16 protein-coding genes are annotated in these 21,522 nt (G+C 70.0%); 7 read left to right on the top strand and 9 right to left on the bottom strand.

Annotated features, from left to right (window positions below):
* Positions 1–102: 102 nt before the first annotated feature.
* The 6 genes from BFF77_RS22125 to BFF77_RS22100 form a co-directional block, all read right to left on the bottom strand.
* Complete coding sequence (locus BFF77_RS22125) at positions 103–1,338, bottom strand: FG-GAP repeat domain-containing protein (RefSeq protein WP_066952627.1); 1,236 nt, start codon at positions 1,336–1,338, stop codon at positions 103–105.
* On the bottom strand, positions 1,335–2,078 hold the full coding sequence (locus tag BFF77_RS22120; protein ID WP_066952626.1) for a hypothetical protein: 744 nt from the start codon (positions 2,076–2,078) through the stop codon (positions 1,335–1,337). The genes BFF77_RS22125 and BFF77_RS22120 overlap by 4 nt, the downstream gene beginning before the upstream one ends.
* Positions 2,079–2,113: 35 nt before the next feature.
* Positions 2,114–3,316, bottom strand: coding sequence for a non-hydrolyzing UDP-N-acetylglucosamine 2-epimerase (gene wecB / locus BFF77_RS22115; protein ID WP_066952623.1), 1,203 nt, complete (start codon positions 3,314–3,316; stop codon positions 2,114–2,116).
* A 167-nt stretch (positions 3,317–3,483) separates the two neighbouring features.
* Positions 3,484–5,178 carry an FAD-binding oxidoreductase gene (locus tag BFF77_RS22110; protein ID WP_066952621.1) on the bottom strand — a complete coding sequence of 565 codons (1,695 nt, stop codon included), beginning with the start codon at positions 5,176–5,178 and terminating at the stop codon, positions 3,484–3,486.
* 308 nt (positions 5,179–5,486) lie between these two features.
* Complete coding sequence (locus BFF77_RS22105; protein ID WP_066952619.1) at positions 5,487–6,272, bottom strand: SDR family NAD(P)-dependent oxidoreductase; 786 nt, start codon at positions 6,270–6,272, stop codon at positions 5,487–5,489.
* 70 nt (positions 6,273–6,342) lie between these two features.
* Positions 6,343–7,791 (bottom strand): MFS transporter, encoded by a 1,449-nt coding sequence (locus tag BFF77_RS22100; protein WP_066952618.1) that lies wholly within the window; start codon positions 7,789–7,791, stop codon positions 6,343–6,345.
* A 188-nt stretch (positions 7,792–7,979) separates the two neighbouring features.
* On the opposite strand from BFF77_RS22100, the gene BFF77_RS22095 reads away from it, so the two are divergent.
* Positions 7,980–8,924 carry a helix-turn-helix transcriptional regulator gene (locus BFF77_RS22095; protein ID WP_066952615.1) on the top strand — a complete coding sequence of 315 codons (945 nt, stop codon included), beginning with the start codon at positions 7,980–7,982 and terminating at the stop codon, positions 8,922–8,924.
* 122 nt (positions 8,925–9,046) lie between these two features.
* Here BFF77_RS22095 and BFF77_RS22090 read toward each other — a convergent pair whose 3' ends face one another.
* Complete coding sequence (locus BFF77_RS22090; protein ID WP_245703644.1) at positions 9,047–9,841, bottom strand: ParB/RepB/Spo0J family partition protein; 795 nt, start codon at positions 9,839–9,841, stop codon at positions 9,047–9,049.
* A 467-nt stretch (positions 9,842–10,308) separates the two neighbouring features.
* Entirely contained in the window at positions 10,309–11,220 is a 912-nt protein-coding gene (locus tag BFF77_RS22085) for a UTP--glucose-1-phosphate uridylyltransferase (RefSeq protein ID WP_079125378.1), read from the bottom strand.
* A 388-nt stretch (positions 11,221–11,608) separates the two neighbouring features.
* On the opposite strand from BFF77_RS22085, the gene BFF77_RS22080 reads away from it, so the two are divergent.
* The 4 genes from BFF77_RS22080 to BFF77_RS22070 all read left to right on the top strand — a co-directional run bounded on the left by BFF77_RS22080 (position 11,609) and on the right by BFF77_RS22070 (position 16,494).
* The gene (locus tag BFF77_RS22080) at positions 11,609–12,784 is read left to right on the top strand and encodes a PP2C family protein-serine/threonine phosphatase (RefSeq protein WP_066952609.1); all 1,176 of its coding nucleotides are present in this window, start codon (positions 11,609–11,611) and stop codon (positions 12,782–12,784) included.
* 153 nt (positions 12,785–12,937) lie between these two features.
* On the top strand, positions 12,938–13,063 hold the full coding sequence (locus BFF77_RS34685; RefSeq protein WP_096001753.1) for an azolemycin family RiPP peptide: 126 nt from the start codon (positions 12,938–12,940) through the stop codon (positions 13,061–13,063).
* A 94-nt stretch (positions 13,064–13,157) separates the two neighbouring features.
* Positions 13,158–15,329, top strand: a complete 2,172-nt coding sequence (locus tag BFF77_RS22075; protein WP_066952608.1) for a YcaO-like family protein — start codon at positions 13,158–13,160, stop codon at positions 15,327–15,329.
* Between the two features lie 64 nt (positions 15,330–15,393).
* Positions 15,394–16,494, top strand: a complete 1,101-nt coding sequence (locus BFF77_RS22070; RefSeq protein ID WP_066952606.1) for a SagB family peptide dehydrogenase — start codon at positions 15,394–15,396, stop codon at positions 16,492–16,494.
* 39 nt (positions 16,495–16,533) lie between these two features.
* On the opposite strand, the gene BFF77_RS22065 is transcribed toward BFF77_RS22070, so the two are convergent.
* Positions 16,534–18,258 carry a SpoIIE family protein phosphatase gene (locus BFF77_RS22065; protein WP_066952604.1) on the bottom strand — a complete coding sequence of 575 codons (1,725 nt, stop codon included), beginning with the start codon at positions 18,256–18,258 and terminating at the stop codon, positions 16,534–16,536.
* A gap of 194 nt (positions 18,259–18,452) precedes the next feature.
* Between BFF77_RS22065 and BFF77_RS22060 the strand changes: the two genes are divergently transcribed.
* Together BFF77_RS22060 and BFF77_RS22055 are read left to right on the top strand one after the other, a co-directional pair.
* Complete coding sequence (locus tag BFF77_RS22060) at positions 18,453–20,150, top strand: ABC transporter ATP-binding protein (RefSeq protein ID WP_066952602.1); 1,698 nt, start codon at positions 18,453–18,455, stop codon at positions 20,148–20,150.
* A partial coding sequence (locus tag BFF77_RS22055; protein ID WP_079125377.1) for an ABC transporter ATP-binding protein occupies positions 20,147–21,522 on the top strand: 1,376 nt, incomplete at its 3' end. The genes BFF77_RS22060 and BFF77_RS22055, both read left to right, overlap by 4 nt.

The raw sequence follows: 21,522 nt of genomic DNA, 5'->3' as shown, positions 1-21,522 counted from the left end.
AGTCCGGTGCGGTGCCCCCGGGGAGGGGCCGGGGGCACCGCACCGGACTGCCGGCAGGAGCCGGGCCGGCGAGGGCGGAGAACGCGACGGGGCGGCGGCGCCTCAGGAGATGTCGGTCTCGTTCCGGAAGACCACGATCTTGGCGTCCTCGGCCACGTAGTAGTTCTGCACGGAGTACGCGATCGTCGCGAAGTCCAGCCGCCCGTCACCGTTGAAGTCGGCGGTGGCGATACGTGCCACGGACTCGTCGGACACCCGCCACTTGGCGAACACGCCGTTGGCGAGATCGATCGCCTTGTAGTACATGACGCCCTGCCAGGGCCAGGGGCCGCGCAGGGCCACCAGGAACTCCTCCTCGCCGTCGTTGTCGAAGTCGGCGCAGACGATCTGGTGTCCCGGGCCCTCGCCGTTCTCGTTGGGATCGCCGTAGACATCCAGCAGAAATCGGCGCCAGACCGCCTGGTCCGCCGGGACCCCCGGTTCGGTCTTGGCGTAGACGGCCACGGTGTTGCCGTGGAAGGGCTCGACGGCGGCCACGTACGCCATCGGATCGTCGCCGATCCGGCCCGAGTTGAGGTCGCCGCTGCCACGGAAGCCGGTCTGTTCGAACTGGGTCAGCTCGCCCGTGCCGATCAGTTTCCGCACCCACGTCCGGGTGTTCTCGTCGTAGTACAGCCAGGTGGCGCCCTCGTCGGAGGCGAGCAGCAGGGAGTCCAGCTCGGAGCCCGGGACGAGCCCGGCCTTCTTCTCCGCACCGTGGATCATCCGGAAGTGGCTGTCGTCGATGACCGTCATCGGCCACTCCTCGGCGGAGCGCACATCGTCGGGCTGGGTGAAGAGCACCACGGGCAGCACCGCGTGCACGTCCTCCTTGGCCACGATCGGCAGACCGATGATCTCAAGGCGCTCGGTCTGCGTGAAGTGACCGGCGCGCAGCCGGTGCATTCCGGTGGCACGGCCGATGTAGCGCCGCTGCCAGCGGGACTCGTCCTTGTCCGGGTGGCCGGGGTTCTCCAGCCAGTCGATCTTGCCGCCGGCGGTGTCGGGGTCGTGGATGGTGCCGATCGGCCCGTACAGCTCATGGCAGACGATGATGTCCGGGTGGCCGTTGCCGCTGATGTCGGCGTAGTCGGCGCCGACCGGCATCCGGATCTTGTCCGCGACGAGCCGGCGCGTCCACTTCTCGTCGTTCTGGTACCAGTAGATCTCGCCGAGCCGTAATCCGTAGCCGAAGAGGTCGGGACGGGAATCGTTGTCGATGTCCGGCGCCTCCAGCCAGTAGCCGTCGCGCAACTGGTCCGCGACCAGCTCGGGGGTGAATCTGGGGATGTGCGTCATGACTGTTCCCTCTCCTCTTCCGCGCGGATCTCGTGGTATTCGACGGCGAGCCAGACACAGTCCGTGTCGGCCCGGTACTGGTGCCAGGGGTAGGTGAAGGCGCTGCCGGGACCGGTCACACAGAACGCGGAATGTGTGGAGCCCACGCCCATGGGCACGTCCTCGAACAGCGTGCCGTGATCCTGCTCCCGGAACTTCTGCATACGGCCGAGGCCGCTGACCTGGGTGTGCACCTCAAGGAATTCATGCAGATTGTGGATACGGCAGTCGGTGCCGGCGGGAGCGAACCAGAGATTCACCTTCACCTGGAAGTCCCGTACCGTTCCTCCGGGTTCCGGCCGGCCCAGGACCTCCTCCGGCACGAACGACACCTGTCCGGCGTCGTCCTGCGGACTCTTCCAGAGCGGGGTGTCCTCCGGAAATCCGTCCAGGAGGTCCGAGAGCGGCTTCCAGCCCGGCTCCCCGACGATTCCGGAGATGTCCCCGGAACCGTCCCCGTACCCTTCCGGGGCACTGAGGACGATCAGTGAGTCGGCCCGCTCGACGGAGGTGTCGCGCAGAATCACCGAGGACAGCGGAGGTATGTCCTTCCGCGGTAACTCGCCCACCGGTGCGGGCGTCATCCCGATATTGACGACGATCGCCGTTCCCTCGATCCGGAACTCCTTGGCGCCCGTCACCGCTCGCGCCTCGATCCGCTGCCCCGAGAAATTCAGGGTCCTGATCCCGTTGTCGGTCATGTCGCGCGTCCTCCCGGCTCCGTCCCTTCCCTCCCTCAGCTCCGCGCGTAGGCGGCCGGGGCGGCGCCCGCCAGCTCGACCGAGAGCTGGTCGATGGCGCTGCCGGGGACGAAGGGCAGTACCGCGGGCCCGGCGTCGAAGAAGTGCGCGATCGCGCCGACCGTACGGTCCGTGGCGCGGCCGTCGCCGTACGGCGAGGCGGCGGTGGCCATCCGCCGGTAGTGCCCGGCGTCCCGCAGGAGCTCGGTGACCTCGCCGACGATGCCGTCGGTGGCCCGGCCCACCAGCCGTGCCGTACCGGCGATCACCGCTTCCGGGCGCTCGGTGATGTCGCGGAGCACCAGCGTCGGCTTGCCCAGCGCCGGGCCTTCCTCCTCCGCGCCGCTGCTGTCGGAGAGGATGATGTCGGCCCGCTGCATCAGACGGCAGAAGTTCAGATACGGCAGCGGGTCGACCACCGTGATGCCGGGATGGGCGCCGATGAACGGCAGCAGCCCGTCCCGTACGACGGGATTGCGGTGGAGGGGTACGACGACCCGTACCGCCGGGTCGTCGGCCACGGTGGCCAGGGCCCGGCCGATCTCCGGCAGATGGTCCCAGGACTCGCGCCGGTGCGCCGAGGCCAGGATCACCCGGCGCGGGTCGGTGTCGAGATCGGCCAGTTCGGGCCGGCCGTAGCCGTCGCTCTGCTCACTGGCCCAGCGCAGGGCGTCGATGACGGTGTTGCCGGTGACCACGATCCGGCCGGGGGCGATGCCCTCGCGGATCAGATGGCCCGCGTTGCCCGGCGTGGGCGCGAGATGGAGCGAGGAGATCTGGGCCACGAGGCGGCGGTTGGCCTCCTCCGGGAACGGCGAGTGGAGATTGCCGCTGCGCAGCCCCGCCTCGACATGGATCACCGGCAGCCGGTGGTGGAAGCCGGCGAGGGCGCCCGCCAGCGTGGTGGCCGTGTCGCCGTGCACCATGACCGCCTCGGTCCCCCGCGGCGCCAAGTGCTCCGAAAGCCCGCGCAGGGAACGGTAGGTGACCTGGGCCAGCGTCTGCTTGGGAGTCATGATGCCGAGATCGATGTCGGTGCCGAGACCGAAGGCGGCGAGCGTCTCGTCCAGCATCTGCCGGTGCTGGCCGGTGGAAATGACGACGGGTGCGAACCGGGGGTCGTTCCTGAGTTCCCTGATGACCGGTGCGAGCTTGATGGCCTCGGGCCGGGTGCCGAGAACTACCGCGATGGATCGCATGCTTTGTCATCCCTTTCAATTATGCGGCCGGGTTATTCATGTGCTCGTGTCGGAACGAGCTTCTCCTCCGGACCTGAAAACTGTCAACGAATTGATTTTGCACAAAAAAATCCGCCGCAGCCGGAAGCTGCGGCGGATTTACGAACAGGTTACGGATTACGTCCGGATCACCGGGCCGGACGGATGGAGAGCGAGTGGTGGAAGAAGTCGCTCGGGTCCCAACGGCGCTTCACCTGCTGGAGCTTCGCGTAGTTGTTCTTGTAGTAGAGCGTGGTCCAGGGAACGCCCGACAGATTGCGTCGCGAATCGGCGACGTCCGTGTCCGGATAATTGATGTAGCAGCCGTCCTGGTTCTCGTTCGGCACGGGGACCCCACCGGTGGCGGAGAAGAAATCCTCGTAAATTCCACGTGCCCAGCCGAGTGCCGCCGCGTCACCGGACTCGTCGGGCCAGAAGGTCTGGAAGCACATCTTGAAGACGGACGAGCGCTGGGCGTTGGCCGTGGCGTCCTCGGGCACGGCGTTCACCTGGCCTCCGAAGGAGAACAGGACGATCATGGTGTCCGGGTTGGGATAGTTTTCGTCGCTCATGTGCCGGTACATGACGGAGACCTGGTGGTCGGAGAAGTTCTTGCGCATGTACGCCGACTTGTGGGCACCGCGTGAGGTCGGGTCGGTGATGGTCGGATTGTTGGCGCCGACCAGCCGGGTGGCCTGGAGCCAGGGCATGAGGCGGGGAGCCGCGAGCTGCGGCATGGCGGTCAGTTCGCCGGACGGCCTGGTCATGGCCCGACCGCTCAGCCCGGTGCCCGCGGTGATCGCCGACACGTAGTCGGCCAGCAGCCGCTCCGCGTCCGGCACGGTCGCGTCGACCTGGGTGAACATGTCGAGCGTGCCGTGGGAGGTGTGACAGACGTTGAAGAGGCTGCTGAGCGCGGTGTACGGGGAGTCCGGGGCGCTGTTGGCCTCGTGCCAGGCTCCGAAGTTCTTCAGCAGCCGGGAGAACTGCCGCTCGCTCAGGCCCTCCCAGGGGAAGGAGATGGCGCTGACCAGTACCGTGGAGGGCGGCTGGACGAGCAGTTCGGCCGGATTGTCGCCCCGCGCGCCCGGGGAGCGGAACCAGTAGCGGGTGACCAGGCCGAAGTTGCCGCCGCCACCGCCGGAATGCGCCCACCACAGATCGCGGTTGGGATCGTCGGGCTCCCTGCTGGCCACCACCGTACGGACGTTGCCCGAGGCCGAGACCGTCACCACCTCGACCGCGTAGAGATGGTCGACGACCAGTCCGTGCGCGCGGGACAGCAACCCGTAACCGCCGCCCGCTATATGGCCGCCGGCGCCCACGCTGTAGCAGATGCCGCCGGGTATGGTGACGCCCCAGCCCTTGTAGAGGGCCTCGTAGACATTCATCAGGCGGGCGCCCGGCTCGACGGCGAAGGCCCGCATGCGCGGGTCGTACGACACGTCCGTCATCTCGGAGAAGTCCAGGACGACTTCGACGTCGCCGTGGCAGACGAAGTCGGCGAAGCAGTGACCGCCGCTGCGCAGCGATACCCGCTTGTCCCGTCTCACGGCCTCCTTGAGGGCACGCTCCGCGTCGGCGGTGGATCTGATCATGCGTATGTAGTCGGGGCGGGAGACGAACCGCTGGTTGTTCCCGGTGGTGAGCAGCGGATAGCGCGGATCGTCGGGGAACACGGTCGCGCCGGTGGCGGCGTCGGCCACGGTCGCGATGTCCGCCACGGTGGCGGCTGCGGGGGCGGGAGCGGCCCCGGCGGGTCGGGGCAGTGTGCCCGCGAGCGCGGTCCCGCCGAGCGCCGCGGCCGAACCGGTCAGTACCGTACGTCGGTTGACACCGGTCATCGTCGTACCTCGGTCTTCCTCGTGAGTGCCGTTCCTGAGCCGGACACCGCGGGCCGCGCTGTCCGGTCGAGCGGTCCTGAGGTCGAGCAGTCCCGCGCGAGAGCACCGCGGCCTCCGGGGCGGCGACGGCGCGTGCCGTGCCGGCCCGGTCGGGCGGTGGTCGTGCGGTGGTCGTGCCGGGCCAGGCGCGGGCACGACCGCGCCGGGAGACTTCCATGCCCCGGGTCCTGTCCCGCCGGACAGGACCCGGGGCGTGTCCCGTGGATCTCGCTGAGCGGCCTGATACACGGACAGGCCCCCGGCGCTGTCTAGATCTGGCGCAGCGCGCCGCCGTCGACCGACCATTCGGCGCCCGTCACCTGGCCCGCCAGCGGCGAGAGCAGATAGCCGATGATCCGGGCCACGTCCTGGGGGGTGCCGATACGACCGCTGGGCAGCCGGCGTTCCTCCTTGACGAACCGCTCCACCGCCGCCTCCTCGGAGAGCCCGAACCGGGCCGCGAGCTGCTCGGTGAAGCCGCCCGGCGCGTCCCACAGCGCGGTCCGGGTCGGTCCTGGCGAGACGACGTTGGAGCGGATGCCCCGGGGGCCGAACTCGGCTGTCAGCGACTTGGAGAGCGAGAGCATCGCGGTCTTGGTGGCCGCGTAGTCGACCAGTGGGTAGTCGGGGAAGCGGGCCGCCTCGCTCGCCACATGCACCAGACTGCCCTCACCGCGCTCCAGCAGCGCCGGCAGGACCGCGCGGGTGAAGCGGGTCGCCGAGAAGAAGTTCAGTTCGAAGGTGGCCTTCCACTGCTCGTCCGTGACATCCAGGAAGCTGGCGCGGGAGTTGAGCCCGCCGACGTTGTTGACCAGGCCGTCCAGACGCCCGAACCGCTCCAGTACGGTCTCCACCACCCGCAGTTCACCGCCGGGCTCGGTGACATCGGCGGCGATACCCGTGATGCCGGGACCGAGGTCGTCGACAAGTCCGGCCCGGCGGGCCACACCGACGGCCGTCGCCCCTTCGGCTGCCAGGAATCGGAGGGTCTCCGCGCCGATCCCGGCGGAGGCCCCGGTGACGAGGAAGACCCTGTCCTTGAGTTCCAGATCCATGAGAAACACTTTCTGTTCGTTGCGGTGACAAAAGGAGATCGAGGCACGGGCTCGGGCCCGCGCCGGGGGCTCAGACCCGCTGGAGGCGCTTCGGCTCTTTCCCGGTACGCAGAAACAGCGCGGCCATGATCACACCGGCGACCACGATGAGCGCGTTGACCAGCACGGCGACACTCACACCGTCGAGAATCACCTCGGCGTCCGCGGACCCGCCGGCATGCGCCGTGACGACGGCGCTCATGATCGGTGTGCCCATGGTGATACCGACCTGCTGGCTCATGGTGGCCATACCGGTCGCCATGCCCTGTTCCGCGTCGGGCAGACCCGAGGTGGCGGTCACCATGAATCCGACGATGACGAGCATGTTCCCGACCCCGCCGACGAAGGTCGCGGTCAGCAGCAGCCACATCGAGCTCCGGCTGTCGCCGAGGCCGACGAGTGCCACCGTGGCCACCGCCTGCACCAGACCGCCCGTCACCAGCGCCGGGGTGGTGCCGATCCGGCCGATCACCCGGGCCGCGGTGACTCCGCCGACGACGGTGCCCAGCCCGAGCACGCCGAAGGACAGACCGGCCGCGAGCGGTGAGAACCCGAGCACCTTCTGAAGATAGAGGGTCATCAGGAAGACGAGGGACGTCTCGGTGACGAAGGCGAGCAGACCGGCCAGGTTCCCGAAGATCACCGTACGCCGCCGCAGGATCCGTACCGGGACGAGCGGCTCGGGCACGCCCTTCTCCACGAAGTAGAAGACCACGAGCAGCACCACGCCCAGGATCAGCCAGAGGAGGGCCTTCGGGTCGCCGAATCCGTGCTCGCCCGCCCTGGTCAGTCCGTACACCAGGGAGAGCAGCCCGACGGTCACGGCCAGCGCGCCCGGCAGATCGAGCCGTGCCCGGCGGTCGCCGCGGCTCTCGGCGATCACGGTCGGCGCGACGATCAGCACGGCCAGCGCGACGGGCACATTGACCAGGAACGACCAGCGCCAGCTCAGCAGATCGGTGAGTACACCGCCGAGGACCGCGCCGGTGGTGAACCCGGCGGACATCAGCGCGCCGTTGAGGCCGAGCGCCCGGGACCGCAGCGGGCCCTCGGGGAAGGAGGAGGTCAGCAGCGAGAGACCGGCCGGTGTCACCGCGGCCGTCGCCAGGCCCTGTGCGACGCGGGCGATCAGCAGCATCTCGGGGTTGACGGCGAGCCCGCCGAGCAGCGAGGCGGCGCCCAGGACCGCGAGGCCGGCCAGAAAGAGCCGGCGCCTGCCGACGAGATCGGCGATCCGGCCGAAGAGCAGGGTGAATCCGGCGGCGGCGAGGGCGAACGAGGTGGCGATCCACTGGAGGTTTCCCAGCGAGAAGCCCAGTCCCCTGCCCATGACGGGGAGCGCGACATTCAGGATCGAGAAGTCCACCGCGAGCATGAACTGCGCGACCAGCAGTACCACCAGGACGAGCCTCAGCCGGCCGGTGAGCCGCGCGGGCGGTGCTGAAGGCTGTTGTTCTGACACGTCGTCGAGTGTCGACATCGCCGGGATCCCTCTCGTCCTCGAACAGGCACGACCGTCACGCCGACCGAGAGTCTGTGGTTGCCTTTTCCGGGCAGCCAGTCACCGGCCATGCGTACGCACGGCATGCGTGTGACCGCTGGTCCTATCACTGGCAGGGTGTGGGACGTCCCCGGTCCGGCCGGAGGAGCGCGGCCATACTGGTCGTCATGGACACTCCCGCGGAGCTTGGTGAATTCCTGCGCACACGGCGTGCACGGCTGAAGCCCGAGGACGTCGGGCTGGTCTCGTACGGTGCCCAGCGGCGGGTGCCGGGCCTGCGGCGCGAGGAGCTCGCACAGCTCGCCGGGGTGAGCGCGGCGTACTACGCGCGGCTGGAGCAGGGCCAGAGCCACAACGCCTCCGAAGCGGTGCTCGACGCGCTCGCGGGCGCGCTCCGGCTGACCGACGACGAACACGCCCATCTGCGCAATCTCGCCCGTCCCGGCCGCGCCAAGCGCCGTGCGCCGGACCGCGTGGTCTGTGTCCGGCCCGGCACCAAGCAGCTCATCGACGCCATGGACGGCGTGCCCGCGGTCGTTCTGGACCGGCGCAGCGATGTCCTCGCCTGGAATCCTCTGGGCCACGCCCTGGTCGCGGACCATCTCGACTTCGCCGCTCCCGACCGGCACACCGGGCGTCCCAATCTCCAGCGGCTGCTCTTCCTCGATCCGCACACCCGCGAGCTGTATCCGCTGTGGGACGAGGAGTCCAAGCGCGCCGTGTCCTCGCTGCGGCTGATGGCCGGGCGCTTTCCCGACGACCGCCGGCTGGCCGAGCTGGTCGGCGAACTGCTCATGAAGAGCCCGGAGTTCGCCGCGCTCTGGCAGCGCCATCCGGTACGGAACTGTGTGTCCGGCGTGAAGTCCTTCCACCATCCGCTGGTGGGACCGATGGAGCTTTCCTTCGAGACGCTGCACATGCCGGACGAGTCCGGCCAGTGGACGCTGATGTACAGCGCCCAGCACGGTTCCCCGGCCGAGGCCGGTCTGAGCCTGCTGCGTACGCTCACCGCCTCCGCCCCTGCCTCGGCCTCCGTCCCCGCTTCCGCTTCCGTCGACGGCGTACCGGGGCGCTCCGGCCGGGGCGCCGGCTCCGTCAAGGACCCGGCTTGAGCCTTGTGGCGGGAGGCCCTGTGCCAAGGACCCCGGGCGTCGCGGGCCGGACAGGACTGGCGGGACTGGCGGGACTGGCGGGACTGGCGGGACTGGCGGGACTGGCGGGACACGGATTGGCTCTAGGCGCATTCGTGTCTCTCGATCCTCGTCGCGAAGTCCTGCCAGGCCTCCGCGCAGGCGACGGCGGCGGCCGAGACGGATCCGATGCAGTGCGGCGGGAGCGAGATGATGATCTTTTCCCACTGTTCACCACCGAGGGTGTGCACCTCCAGCAGGCGCAGCAGCAGCCTGCCGTTCTCGGTGAGCCGCAGCGAGGGATCGCGGTAGAGCATCCGGAAGACGGCCGCGGGATCGTCCGCGGTCAGGGACCTGACATTGTCCTCGCCGCCGGACGAGGGCTTTCGCGGCCTGGCCGAGCGCTTCGGGGGTACGGGGTCCTCGCCCCGGCGTATACGCGCCCGTACGTCCCGGACCGTCCCCGGGGAGATCCCGGACTTGCCCGCGATCTCCCGCAGCGACGCCTCCGGATTGTCCGCGATGAGCCGGCCCGCGACCCTGCGCCCCTCGGAGCTGTCGACCGGGCGCACCCGTCCGTCACGTCCGATCCGGCTGTCCGGTCCGGCGGCCACCGGACCCGCCTCGGTCCTGTCGTGGCGCAGCACGCTGACGGTCTTGGGCGCCAGTCCGGCGACCGAGGCGATGGCCCGGTCCGACCACTGGGGATGGCTGGCCAGTATACGTATGGCGGCGGCCCGGCGATCCCCGGCCGACAGAGGCAGGCCATGACCGATATTGGCCCGTACAGCGAGTATGAAGGCATCGTCGGAAGGACCTTCGAAGAATCTGGCGTCAATTTCCGTATCACCACGCAGTAAGGCCGCACGCAGGCGGTGCATGCCGTCGATCACGCGCATCGACGGGTAGTGGACAGTGATAGGCGGAAGCGTTTCCTCGAAACCTGAGAGGACCTCTATGTGATCCGGGTCCTCGCCGGCTCTTCTCGGTGAGTCCGAAGGTAACAGCGTAGCCGTCGCAACTCTTCGAACGGGCCCGAGCACTTCCTCCCACCCCTTCGTACCATCCAATGAATTCATGATCACGCAGCCTCCCCCAGCCGCCGGGACCGACAAGTCAAATGAACGAAAAGGACACTACAAACCTTCCGTTCGTTTTGTAAAGACTGTATCGGCGTCCCGGACCGGGTAACGGATACCGCGCCCATCAGGAATGTTTCAGTCGTGTCAAATGCAATCAAGGATCGGGAAATTCGTACGGGCGGTCTTTTTTGGACCCGGAGGTGTGCAACTGCTCAATCCCACCAGTCGCACACCTCCGGGCGGAACGAGGCGGTCCGGGACGCGCCGGGACCGTGTCCATGACGTCAGGCCGCGGGCTCGGGCTGCCGTAACTCCGTATCGACAAAGCCACGCAGCCAGTCGCGGAAGTCCTCGCCCAGATCCTCCCGCTCGCAGGCCAGCCTCACGGTGGTACGCAGATACTCGGCCCGGTCACCGGTGTCGTAGCGCCGCCCGGAGAAGACGACGCCGTGGACCGCGCCGGCGGCGGCGAGCTCCCGCAGAGCGTCGGTGAGCTGCGTCTCACCGCCGCGGCCGGGCCGGGTGCGTGCCAGGACCTCGAAGACCGCGGGATCCAGTACGTAGCGGCCGATGACGGCATACGAACTCGGGGCCGTGCCGGGCTCGGGCTTCTCCACCAGATCGGTGACGCGTACGAGCCCGTCGGCGCCGGCCGGTTCGACGGCCGCGCACCCGTAGAGATGCATCTTGTCCCGGGGCACCTCCATGAGGGCCACCACACTGCCGCCGTGACGCTCCCGGGCCGCCGCCATGAGCGGCAGCACGGGATCGCGGGCGTCGATCAGATCGTCCCCGAGAAGTACGGCGAAAGGCTCGTCGCCCACATGCGGAGCGGCGCAGAGAACCGCGTGGCCGAGGCCCCGGGGATCGCCCTGCCGCACATAGTGGATATCGGCCAGGGCGGTGGATTCGCAGACAAGTGCGAGCCGGTCGGAGTCGCCCTTCCGAAGAAGGGCGTCCTCCAACTCGAAGTTGCGGTCGAAGTGGTCCTCCAGAGGCCGCTTGTTGCGCCCTGTAATCATCAGGACGTCGGTGAGTCCGGCGGCGACGGCTTCCTCGACCACATATTGGATCGCGGGCTTGTCCACCACCGGTAACATTTCTTTGGGGGTCGCTTTGGTCGCGGGCAGAAAGCGGGTCCCCAGGCCGGCGGCGGGGATGACGGCTTTCTTTATCCGAGAGTGGTTTCGGGTCATGCCACGACAGTAGCCAGTCGGCCCCGGGAAGTTAATGGCCGTCATTTATCCGGCGCACTGCGGGCCGACCGCGTCGCCTAAACGTCGACATCGTTCAATTCTGAGTTTCGAAGATGTTTCCGGTGACCGGCGACCGGAGGGCGCTCCGGTGGCCGGCGAGGTACGGCGCCGCCGCCGCGGCCGTGACGTCCCGGGCGCCGGCGGGCCGGCCGTTCCGGATCCGGTCCGGCCCGACAAAACCGCAGGTCCGGAGGGCTGCGGCGCACGGAGGCGCAGGGCGGCCGACCTGCGCCCCTTGACTATTCGACTCCGTGAACGAAAAGTGGCTACTACACCGAGATGGGAGGAATGCGTAATTTCTACGATCGGCACACTCAGCCAGGCGGCCGTGACCGCCCCGAAGCGGCTCTCCCAGCGGATGCGGGACCAGGGCCGCCCCTTCGAGACGGCGCTCCTCACCCCCTTCCTGGTGATCGTCGCGGTCTCGGTGGTGGCGGTCCTCACGCCCCATCTGCAGTTCAACCGGCTGCTCGGAGTGGCCCCGGCGCTGGCCGCCGCCATGTTCCCGGTGGCCGGCACCCTGAGCATCGGGGCGCTGGCCCTGGCGGCCGACACCGCCCTGGGACTGGCCGTCGAACACGATCTGAACCGGACACCCGGCTACTTCACCCTGCTCGCGATCACGGCCATCACCCTGGCCGGCGCGTACGCCAGCCGCGTACGGCAGAACCGGGAGCGCACGCTGGCCCAGGTCTGCGCCGTCGCGGAGACGGCGCAGCGGGTGCTGCTGCGCCCGCTGCCGAATCATCTGGGGCAGGTCGACATCGAGGTGCTCTACCAGGCCGCCGCCGCGTACGCACGCATCGGCGGCGACTTCTACGAGGCGGTGCAGACCCGGGACGGGGTACGGCTGATCATCGGTGACGTACGCGGCAAGGGACTGCCCGCCGTCGAGGCCGCCTCGGTCGTCCTCAGCTCGTTCCGGGTGTTCGTCCAGGAGACCCCGGACCTGCCCACCCTGGCCGGCCGACTGGAGAGCAGCATCAACGGATACTGCGAAGCGGTCCCCAGCGACGACGTGCTGGAGCGTTTCGTCACCATCGTGCTCGTCGAGATTCCCGCCGACGAGCCGGTCGCCCGCCTGGTCAACTGCGGGCACCCGGCGCCGATGCTGCTGCACGACGGCGATGTGCGCGAGGTGGAACCCAGTGTGCCGTCGGCGCCGATGAACCTGGCCTCCCTGCTCGGCGACCACTATCGGGTGGACACGATCCCGTTCGCCGCCGGTGACAGTCTGCTGCTCTACACCGACGGTGTCAGCGAGACCCGCGACCGCGCCGGGACCTTCTACCCCCTCGCCCAGCGGGTCCGGCCGTGGGCCCTCGCCCCGCCCCGCAAGCTCCTGGACCTCCTCCGACAGGACATGCTCGCCTACGTCTCGGGCGTCCGCGACGACGACCTCGCGGCCCTCGTCGTCCACCGCGTCACCGCCACCCCGGCCGTCCCCCGGGCCCTGACCGGGGACCGCCCGAAGGACGAGGAACAGCCCTGCCCTTATACGTAATACAATTACACGCTGGCGATTCCTGGCAATTCCCCGGATTTTCCTTGACGGTTCATTCGAACGTGTCATGCAATGAAAAAGGCGCCATGGAGGCTCTGTCGAGCCATTACGGCAGCACATTTCAGGAGTGCCGTTCCGAGAAAGGAAACCGTCATGCCCGAAAACGAGGAACTCTTCGAAGAAATGTCGATCCCGGAGACGGAGGCGGCTTTCGCCGGGCACAGCTGCTTCAGTGCCGTGTCGGATGTGACGGTGCGGGAAGCCGAGCCGACGGAGTAGCGCGGCAGGTGTCTTCCTGTCTTGCCATGGGCAGGGAGGCACCTTCGTACTCCCGGCGTCGTCGTACGCGTCACTCTTCCGAAGGCGGACAGAATTGGAATCGACCCCGGACCCGTCGGGCACCCCTCGCTCCGCTTCCTCCGCGCTCACGCCACGGCGCGATGTACGGCTCGTCACGCGCGACGACCACCTGTACATCTGCGCAAGTACGGGGACGTTCCGCGTCCCCGCCGCAGTGCCCGCCCCGGACGGCGGAGAGCACGGCCTCCTCACGCTCGACGCCGTACCGGACCGCGTGGTCGGGGCGATGCGCGCCCGCGGCCTCGTGCACCCCGGCGACGGGCATCGCGCCCACCCTCTCTACGGACGGGAGGAGGAGCGAGGGGATCTCACGGTCGCCCTGGCCGCCGACGGGCTGCTGACGGCCGAGACCGCCGCGCTCCTGATCCGGGCCGGGGTCCGGGTGGTCGTCGCGGAGCGGAGCGCGGACGCCCACGCCGCGCGCCTGAACGCCGACGCGGTGGTTCTGCCGCTCGGCCTGGCGGAGTCCGACCTCCGGCGCTGGACCCGGTTCTCCCTCGCCGCCGGCACACCGCTGGTGACCTGTCTGAGCACACCGACACGTCTGCTCCTGGCCACCCTCACTCCGCCCCGTACCGCCTGCCCTGTCTGTCTCGTGCGGCGCGTCCGCGCCAATCACACCTGGCAGCCGGTCGCCGATCTGCCCTTCGACGTGCTGATGGGCGCGGCGGCGAGCGAGGCATGGCCCACCACCGCCGTCGCCGCCGGGATCCTCGCCCATGAGGTGCTCAGGGCCCTCACCACCGAGCCGCGCACCGGGCCCACGGTCCTGACGGTTGTCGACCACGATTCGCTGGACCGCACGCGCCACGCGCTGTTCCACACGCCGAACTGCCCCGCCTGTGCCGAGGCCGTCGTCCCGCCGAAGCGCGGTGAGGCGAACGCCGTCGACACGCGGGCCAGTTGGGAGCTGATGCGCGGCGCGGTCGACCCGCTGACCGGGCTCGTGCCCGAGCTGCGCGTGGACGAGGGCGACGGCCGCCCGGGCAGCACCACCTATGCGCGCACCGCCGGGGTGACCACCACGACCTGGTTCTCCCCGGTCAGGGCGGAGGCGCGCGGCGGCGCCGTGAAGAGCGACCCGATCGGCGCCCGGGTCTGCGCGGTCGGCGAGACCATGGAGCGCTATGCCGCGGGCGTCTACGATCCGGATCAGCTCGTCCGCGCCGCCTACGCCGCGCTCGGTGACGAGGCCGTCGACCCGCGCACCCTCCCTCTCGGCTCGGCCAAGGAGTACGCCGAGCGGCCACGGTACGGGCCCTTCGAACCGGACATGGAGATCGACTGGGTCCGGGGCCACTCCCTGACCACCGGCAGGACGCGCTATGTGCCGGCCTGCGCGGTGTATCTGCCGTACCGCTTCCCCCGGGGCCACAAGCCCTGGTTCGATCCCATCTCCACCGGCCTGGCCGCCGGAGGGACATATCAGCACGCCGTGCTCGGCGGCCTGTTGGAGATCGTCGAGCGCGACTCGGCCATCGTCTTCTGGGAGAACCGGCTGATCCTGCCCAGCCTGGATCTCACACGGCTCCCCGACGGCCCGGCCCGGCGGATCATCGACCGGGTCACCGCGGACGGCGCCACGGTCATCTGCAAGGACCTCACCACGGACCTGGGAATCCCGGCGGTGGCCGTCCGTTTCGCCGAGGGCACGCCCGACCGGCCCGTGGTCGTCCATACCGCGCGCGCCGACCTCGACCCGCACGCGGCGCTTCTCGGAGCGCTGGAAGAGGCGTGCCTGTGCCGGACCGGCGCCGGCATCTGGCTCGCGGAGGAGGAAATCCCCGGCCCCGACGACGTCTTGAGCAGCCTCAGCGAGTTCTCCCTCTACTACTGCTCCCCCGAGCGCCTGCGCCATCTGGCCTTCTGGGACGAGGGCCCGCTGCACCCGGTCCCGCCCGCCAGGCCCGCCGCCGGACTCCAGGCCGATGTGGACGAGGCGGTCCGCCGGCTGGCCGCCCGGGGCCACGAGACCATCACCGTCGACATCACTCCGGTCGATGTGGCCGAATGCGGTGTGTCGGTGGTCAGAACGGTGGTGCCCGGCCTGTGCCCGCTCACCTTGCGCAGCGACTTCCACCGGCGTGGCGGGCCGCGTGTCTTCACGGCACCGGTCGCCATGGGCGTACGCGAGAGGAGCCTCTCCGAGGACGAACTGAATCCGTTCCCGCTGCCCTTCCTGTGACGGCGCCCCATGAGCGGCCTGATCGACGAGAGACGTCCGTGCGACGGAAGAAGGGGGTGGACGCGTGGACAGCCGGTATCACTACCGACGCAATCCCGACATTCTGCTGGAGTGGGGGGAGGACTCGGGTCCGGTTCTGGTCGACTGCCGTCAATGGCGGAAATTCTCCGTCAAGCCTGTGCTCGTCGGCCTGCTCCACCAGCTCGACCGTCCGCTGACGGCGGAGGAAGTCCACGACCGCTGGCAGGAATCCGGCCATGCCGAGGAGGCGCGCCAGCTCCTGGACCGGCTCGCCTCGGCCGGGATCATCCAGCGGTGCGCCTCGGCCGATGTCGGAGGAACGGCCGACGGCGCCGGATCGGGCGCTGCTTGCGGCGGGGACGGCTGGACGCCCTATGAACTCGCCGTCCACGCACAGGCCGGGAGAGGCCCCGTCCCGCACGCCCGGCGCGGCGCACCGCCGCCGGCCCGCCTCGTCCATCCCGAGGCCACCGAGGTCATCACCCTGCCCGACGGCCGCGCCACCCCGAGCCGTCCGCTGGCCGAGGTGCTGGCCGAACGCCGCAGCGTCCGCGCCTTCGCTCCGTCCCCGGTACCACTGGCGCTCATCGGCGCGTTCCTCGACCGGACCGCACGGGTGCGCGGCTATCTCCCGCCCCGTGCGTACGAGCAGACGCAGCGCTCCGCACCGTCCGGGGGCGGTCGCCACAGCCTGGAGGTCTATCTGCTGGCGCGCGAGGTGGACGGGCTGGCGGGCGGGGCGTACCACTACGATCCCTTCGCCCACACACTGCACCGGCTCTCCGCGTGGACGGATGAACTCGCCGCCCTGCAACGACGGACCGTCATCGACGCCGCCGCCATGAGGGAGGCGCCGCCCGCCGGGATCTATCTGGCGTCCTGCGCCGGCCGCACCACCTGGAAGTACGAGGGGATGTCGCTGAGCCTCGTCTATCGCGACACCGGGTGCCTGATGCAGACCATGTGTCTCACCGCGACCGATCTGGGCCTGGCGTCGTGTCTGACCGGTGCGATGGAGACACCGTTGACGGCCCCGTTCCTGGCACCGCACCGGGACCGGTTGATCCATGTGGGCAGCATGGCCCTCGGCCTGCCCACGGTCCCCTCGGCCGCCCCCGCCCTGGAACCACTGGCACCGCCGTGACCGGGTACGACCGGACACGGCCTCGGCCGGACAGGACCTCTAGGAGGTCGCCAGTGACGGGTGCGGGGGCGTCCGGGACGCCAGGAGGAGGGCCACGTCGTCCTCCTGGCCCTGCCGGTTCTCGATGCTGGCGACGATGTGCTCGGCCAGCTGGTCGAGCCGGCCGGGACCGGGACCGCTGTCGAGGAGCACCTGTATCTGGCGCTCACCGGCGGCCATGTCGGTGTCATGGAATTCCAGCAGCCCGTCGGTGCACAGCAGGAGTGTCTCGCGCGGGCCGAGGCAGAAGTGGTGAACGGGATAGGGAACGTCCCCGGGATCCGGCCGGCTGAGAGGGAGATCCGGCGGGAGGCCGAGCGGCGGACCGCCTTCAACGGCCAGTTGGGCACTTCCATGGGCGGTGCGGATATGCGGGCTGGGATGTCCGGCGCGGACGATCTCCGCCTGGCCGGTGGCGGGGCCGAGGCTCACATAGACGCAGGTGGCGAGACGTTCGGTGTCCAGGTCGCGCAGAAACGCCGAGGCCCTGGACATGAGCTCCGCGGGTGAGTGTCCCTCGGTGGCATACGCGCGAAGCGCCGTCCGCAGCTGTCCCATGACCGCGGCGGCCTGGATGTCATGCCCCTGCACATCTCCCACGACCAGGCCGACGCGTCCTTCGGGCAGCGGCATGACGTCGTACCAGTCGCCGCCTATCTGGTGACCGGCCCGTGCGGGCCGGTAGCGGGCGGCGACGCTCATTCCCGGCACCGTCTCGATCTTGGCGGGGAGCATGGCCTGCTGAAGACCCACCGCCATGGCGTGTTCCTCGTCGTACAGCAGCGCCCGCTGGAACGACTGGGCGACGGTGGCCGACAAGGCCGTCAGCAGATTCCTCTCCTCGGGCGAGAAGCCCTTCTTTCCCTCGTAGAGAATGGCGAGCACACCGGTGAGCCGGGCCTGCGCCATGAGCGGCAGAACGGCGGACGCGGTGAATCCCGTCCCCTTGATGTAGGGCCAGAGCATCGAGTAATCGGTCCGGATGTCCTTCCGCGTGACGAACAGCGGATTCTGCGTCCGGAAAACCTCGGCGATCGGCCGGTCGTCATCGAGCCGGCCGTACTCCATATCACGCACATACGCGGCAGGCATTCCGACGGTGGCAAGCCGGCGGAGCCTGTTCTGCTCAAGAACGGTCAGCGATATGCCCACGGCGCCCACCGGGCCCAGGATCTCGTGCCCGGTCAGAGCCGTCAGCACGTCCTCGACACCGAGTGCCTGGGACAGGGCCGTCGTGGTCGCCTGGACGACACCCGCCTGGTGCCGGCGTTCGGACTCCAGGGTGGACTGCTCCTCGGCGTAGTGCGGTTCGGCGCGGAGGACACCGACCACCCGGACGGGCCGTCCGGACTCGTCACGCACGACGACGGCCTGAGAATGCGCCCACCGAGTGGTTCCATCCGCCCGCCTGACACGGAAATAATTTCCGCAGCTGGTCGAGCGACGGGGATCAGAGAAAACCTGGGCCACCCGCATCCTGATACCGCTTCGCTCCTCGGGCGCGATCCGCCGATAGAGCGTGGATATCCGCCCGTCGAACGCGCCGGGCTCCAGGTCGAATATCGCGACCGCGCTCGGATCGAGCAGGACTCGCGCGGATTCGACGTCCCACACGAACCCGCCGATTCCATTCAGCTCCATCGCTCGCGACAGATCCGCCCGCAGTTCGTCTCCGAGTGGATCGGACGGCGCACCACGCGGCATCGGGCGCTCACCGTGTGTCATACGACCTCCTGATATTCCAGTGTAGTCCGAAGCGGACAACCGGCCGCCGAGCCCCGCTTCCCGGCAACTACGAAGCGGGGCCGGTCCGTTCGCGGCCGTTCGCGGGGGTGGCCATCAGGCGATTACTTAGTATAGCCTTACCTAAGTTTTCGGCCCGATCAACGGGCGATGATCTCGGGAACCGGAGGAACGCGGTGGGGGCGCAAGGCCCGGTGGGGCGGGATGTCCTGAGGCGGGCGGTGGCGGGACAGCGGCGCGATGTCGTCCCCGCGTCACTTCTCGCGGCCGGGCACCAGGCGGGAGAGGCGCTTGTTCCGGTGCTCATCGGTCTGGTGATCGACCGAGCCGTCGCCGAGGGCGACGGTGGTGCGCTCTGGCTGTGGACGGGCGTGCTGGCCGTGGTCTACGTCGGCCTCTCCTTCAGTTTCCGTCGTGGCGCACGGCTGTCGGAGCGGGCCGCGGTGGCCGCGGCGCACGAGCTGCGGACCGCGCTCGTCGGGCGCGTACTGCATCCGGCGGGCGGCACCGAGACGTTGGGGCTTCCCGGAGCCCTGGTGAACACCGCCACCGAGGACGCCAAACGCGTCGGCGCCGTGAACGTCGCGGTGATGGAGGCGGTGGCCGCGCTGGCCGCGCTGGGCGTCAGTGCCGTGGCCCTGGTCCGGATCTCCGTACCGCTCGGCCTTGTCGTCCTGCTGGGCACGCCGCTGCTGCTGTGGCTGGGCCATCTGCTGAGCAAGCCGCTGGAGCGGCGCAGCGAGGCAGAACAGGAGCGCGCCGGGCAGGCGTCGGGCGTCGCCGCGGATCTCGTGGCCGGTCTGCGGGTGCTCAAGGGCATCGGCGCCGAGCCGGCGGCCGTCGCCCGCTACCGCTCGGCCAGCCGTGCCTCGCTGGTCGCCACACTGCGCGCGACGCGGGCACAGTCCTGGCAGAAGGGGATGACGCTCGCGCTGACGGGTGTGTTCATCGCCCTGGTCGCCCTGCTGGGCGGCCGGCTGGCCACCGCGGGTGACATCAGTCTGGGCGGACTGGTCTCGGCGGTCGGGCTGGCGCTGTTCCTGATCGGGCCGCTCGAAGTCGTCGGCTGGGTGAGCTCGGAGTTCGCCCAGGGCCGTTCCTCCGCCGCGCGTATCGCGAAGGTGCTCGCCGCCCCCCCGGCGGTGGAACCGGGCCCGGGTGTGCTGCCGGTGGCGGTACGCGGCCATGTCCGGCTGCGCGGTGTCTCGTACGCGGCACTGCGCGACATCGATCTGGACGCGGCGCCCGGCGAGCTGCTCGGAGTGGTGGCCACCGATCCGGCCGACGCGCTGGCGCTGCTCGGCTGTCTGGGGCGCGTGGCCGATCCGGACGCCGGGACCGTCGAGCTGGACGGCCTGGCCCTGACCGCACTGGACCCGGCGGAGATCCGGAAGGCCGTGCTGGTCGCCGGTCATGACGCCGACCTGTTCGAGGGCACACTGACCGCCAATGTGTCGGCCGCGGCCGGGCGGAGCGGCGGCATCGTGGCGGCGGCGATGGCCGCGGCGGGCGCGGACGAGGTCGCCGGAGCCCTTCCGCACGGCGCCGGCACGACCGTGACCGAGCGCGGACGGTCCCTGTCCGGCGGCCAGCGCCAGCGCGTGGCCCTGGCCCGCGCGCTGGCCGCCGACGCCCCGGTGCTGGTCCTGCACGACCCGACGACAGCGGTCGACACCGTCACCGAGGCCCGGATGGCCGACGCGGTCGGAAAGTTCCGGCACGGACGTACGACGATCCTGGTCACCACGAGCCCGGCGCTGCTCGCGGTGACCGACCGGGTGGTGCTCGTACAGGGCGGACGCGTCACCGACACGGCACCGCACGCCGAACTCGTACGGCGCCACGGGAGCTACCGGACGGCGGTCTTCGCGTGAAGCCCGACCACGGCACAACGGAGCACGACCGCACCACGGCGGAGCACGACCGCACCACCGCGGACGACGAACGGACGCTGCTGCCCACCGCCTCCGCCCGTCGCACCCGCGCCGCTGTGCGCGAACTCCTGCGCCCCCACCGGCTGCTGGGTCTCGCCGCCCTGCTCACCACACTCGGCGCGACGGCCGTCGGACTGGTGGTCCAGCCGGTGCTCGGCCATATCGTGGACGTGGTCACCGAGGCCCGTCCGGTCGGTGCGATCACCGTGCCCGTGACGCTGCTGGCCGCGGTGGCCGTCGTCCAGGGCGCCGCCACCGGCCTCGGGCTCTCGCTGGTCTCCCGGCTCGGCGAGACCGTACTCGCCCGGCTGCGCGAGCGGTTCGTGGACCGCGCCCTGCACCTCCCGCTGGAGCAGGTGGAGGGGGCGGGCTCGGGCGATCTGACGGCGCGTGTCACCGGCGATGTGTCGCTGATCGCCGACGCGGTCCGCAACGCCCTGCCGGAGCTGACCCGTTCGGTGCTGGCGATCGTCCTCACCCTGGGCGCGCTGGCCCTGCTCGACTGGCGTTTCCTCCTCGCCGCGCTGCTCGCCGTCCCCGTACAGGCGCACACCGCGCGCTGGTACACACGCAACGCCGCACCGCTCTACGCCGAGCAGCGCATCGCGTACGGGGCCCAGCAGCAGCAGCTTCTGGACAGCATCGGCGGAGCGCCGACCGTACGCGCCTTCCGGCTGGAGAAGGAGCACACCGAGCGGGTCACCGAGCGCTCCCGTTCGGTGGTGGCGCTGACGATGCGCGGTGTCCACCTGGTACTGCGTTTCTACAGCCGGCTGCATCTGGCCGAGTTCACCGGCCTCGCCGCCGTGCTGGTGGCGGGCTTCCTGCTGGTGCGCGCCGGCGCCGTGTCGATCGGTACGGCGACGGCCGCCGCGCTCTACTTCCACAGCCTCTTCACGCCGGTCAACTCGGCGCTGATGCTGATCGACGACGCCCAGTCGGCCACGGCGGGCCTGGCCCGGCTCGTCGGAGTGGCCGATCTGCCGCCCGCCGCACGGGTGGAGCGGCCGGCCGTACCGCGTGACGCGTCCGTCGCCCTCGGCGGGATCGGCCACGCGTACCAGACGGGCCATCCCGTCCTGCACGGAGTGGATCTGACCATCGAGCCCCGGGAGCGGGTCGCGCTGGTCGGCGCGAGCGGCGCGGGCAAGACCACACTGGCGAAGATCACCGCCGGTGTCCACCGGCCGTCCGAGGGCACGGTCCGGATCGGCGGCGCGGAACTGGACTCGCTCGATCGGGCCACGCTCCACCGGACCGTCGCCCTGATCACCCAGGACGTCCATGTCTTCGCCGGACCGCTCGCCGACGA

The sequence above is a fragment of the Streptomyces lushanensis genome (assembly GCF_001700515.1).
Lineage (GTDB): Bacteria > Actinomycetota > Actinomycetes > Streptomycetales > Streptomycetaceae > Streptomyces > Streptomyces lushanensis.
Note: the sequence above shows the minus strand (reverse complement) of the source record. Positions and strands in the feature narration are given on the sequence as shown.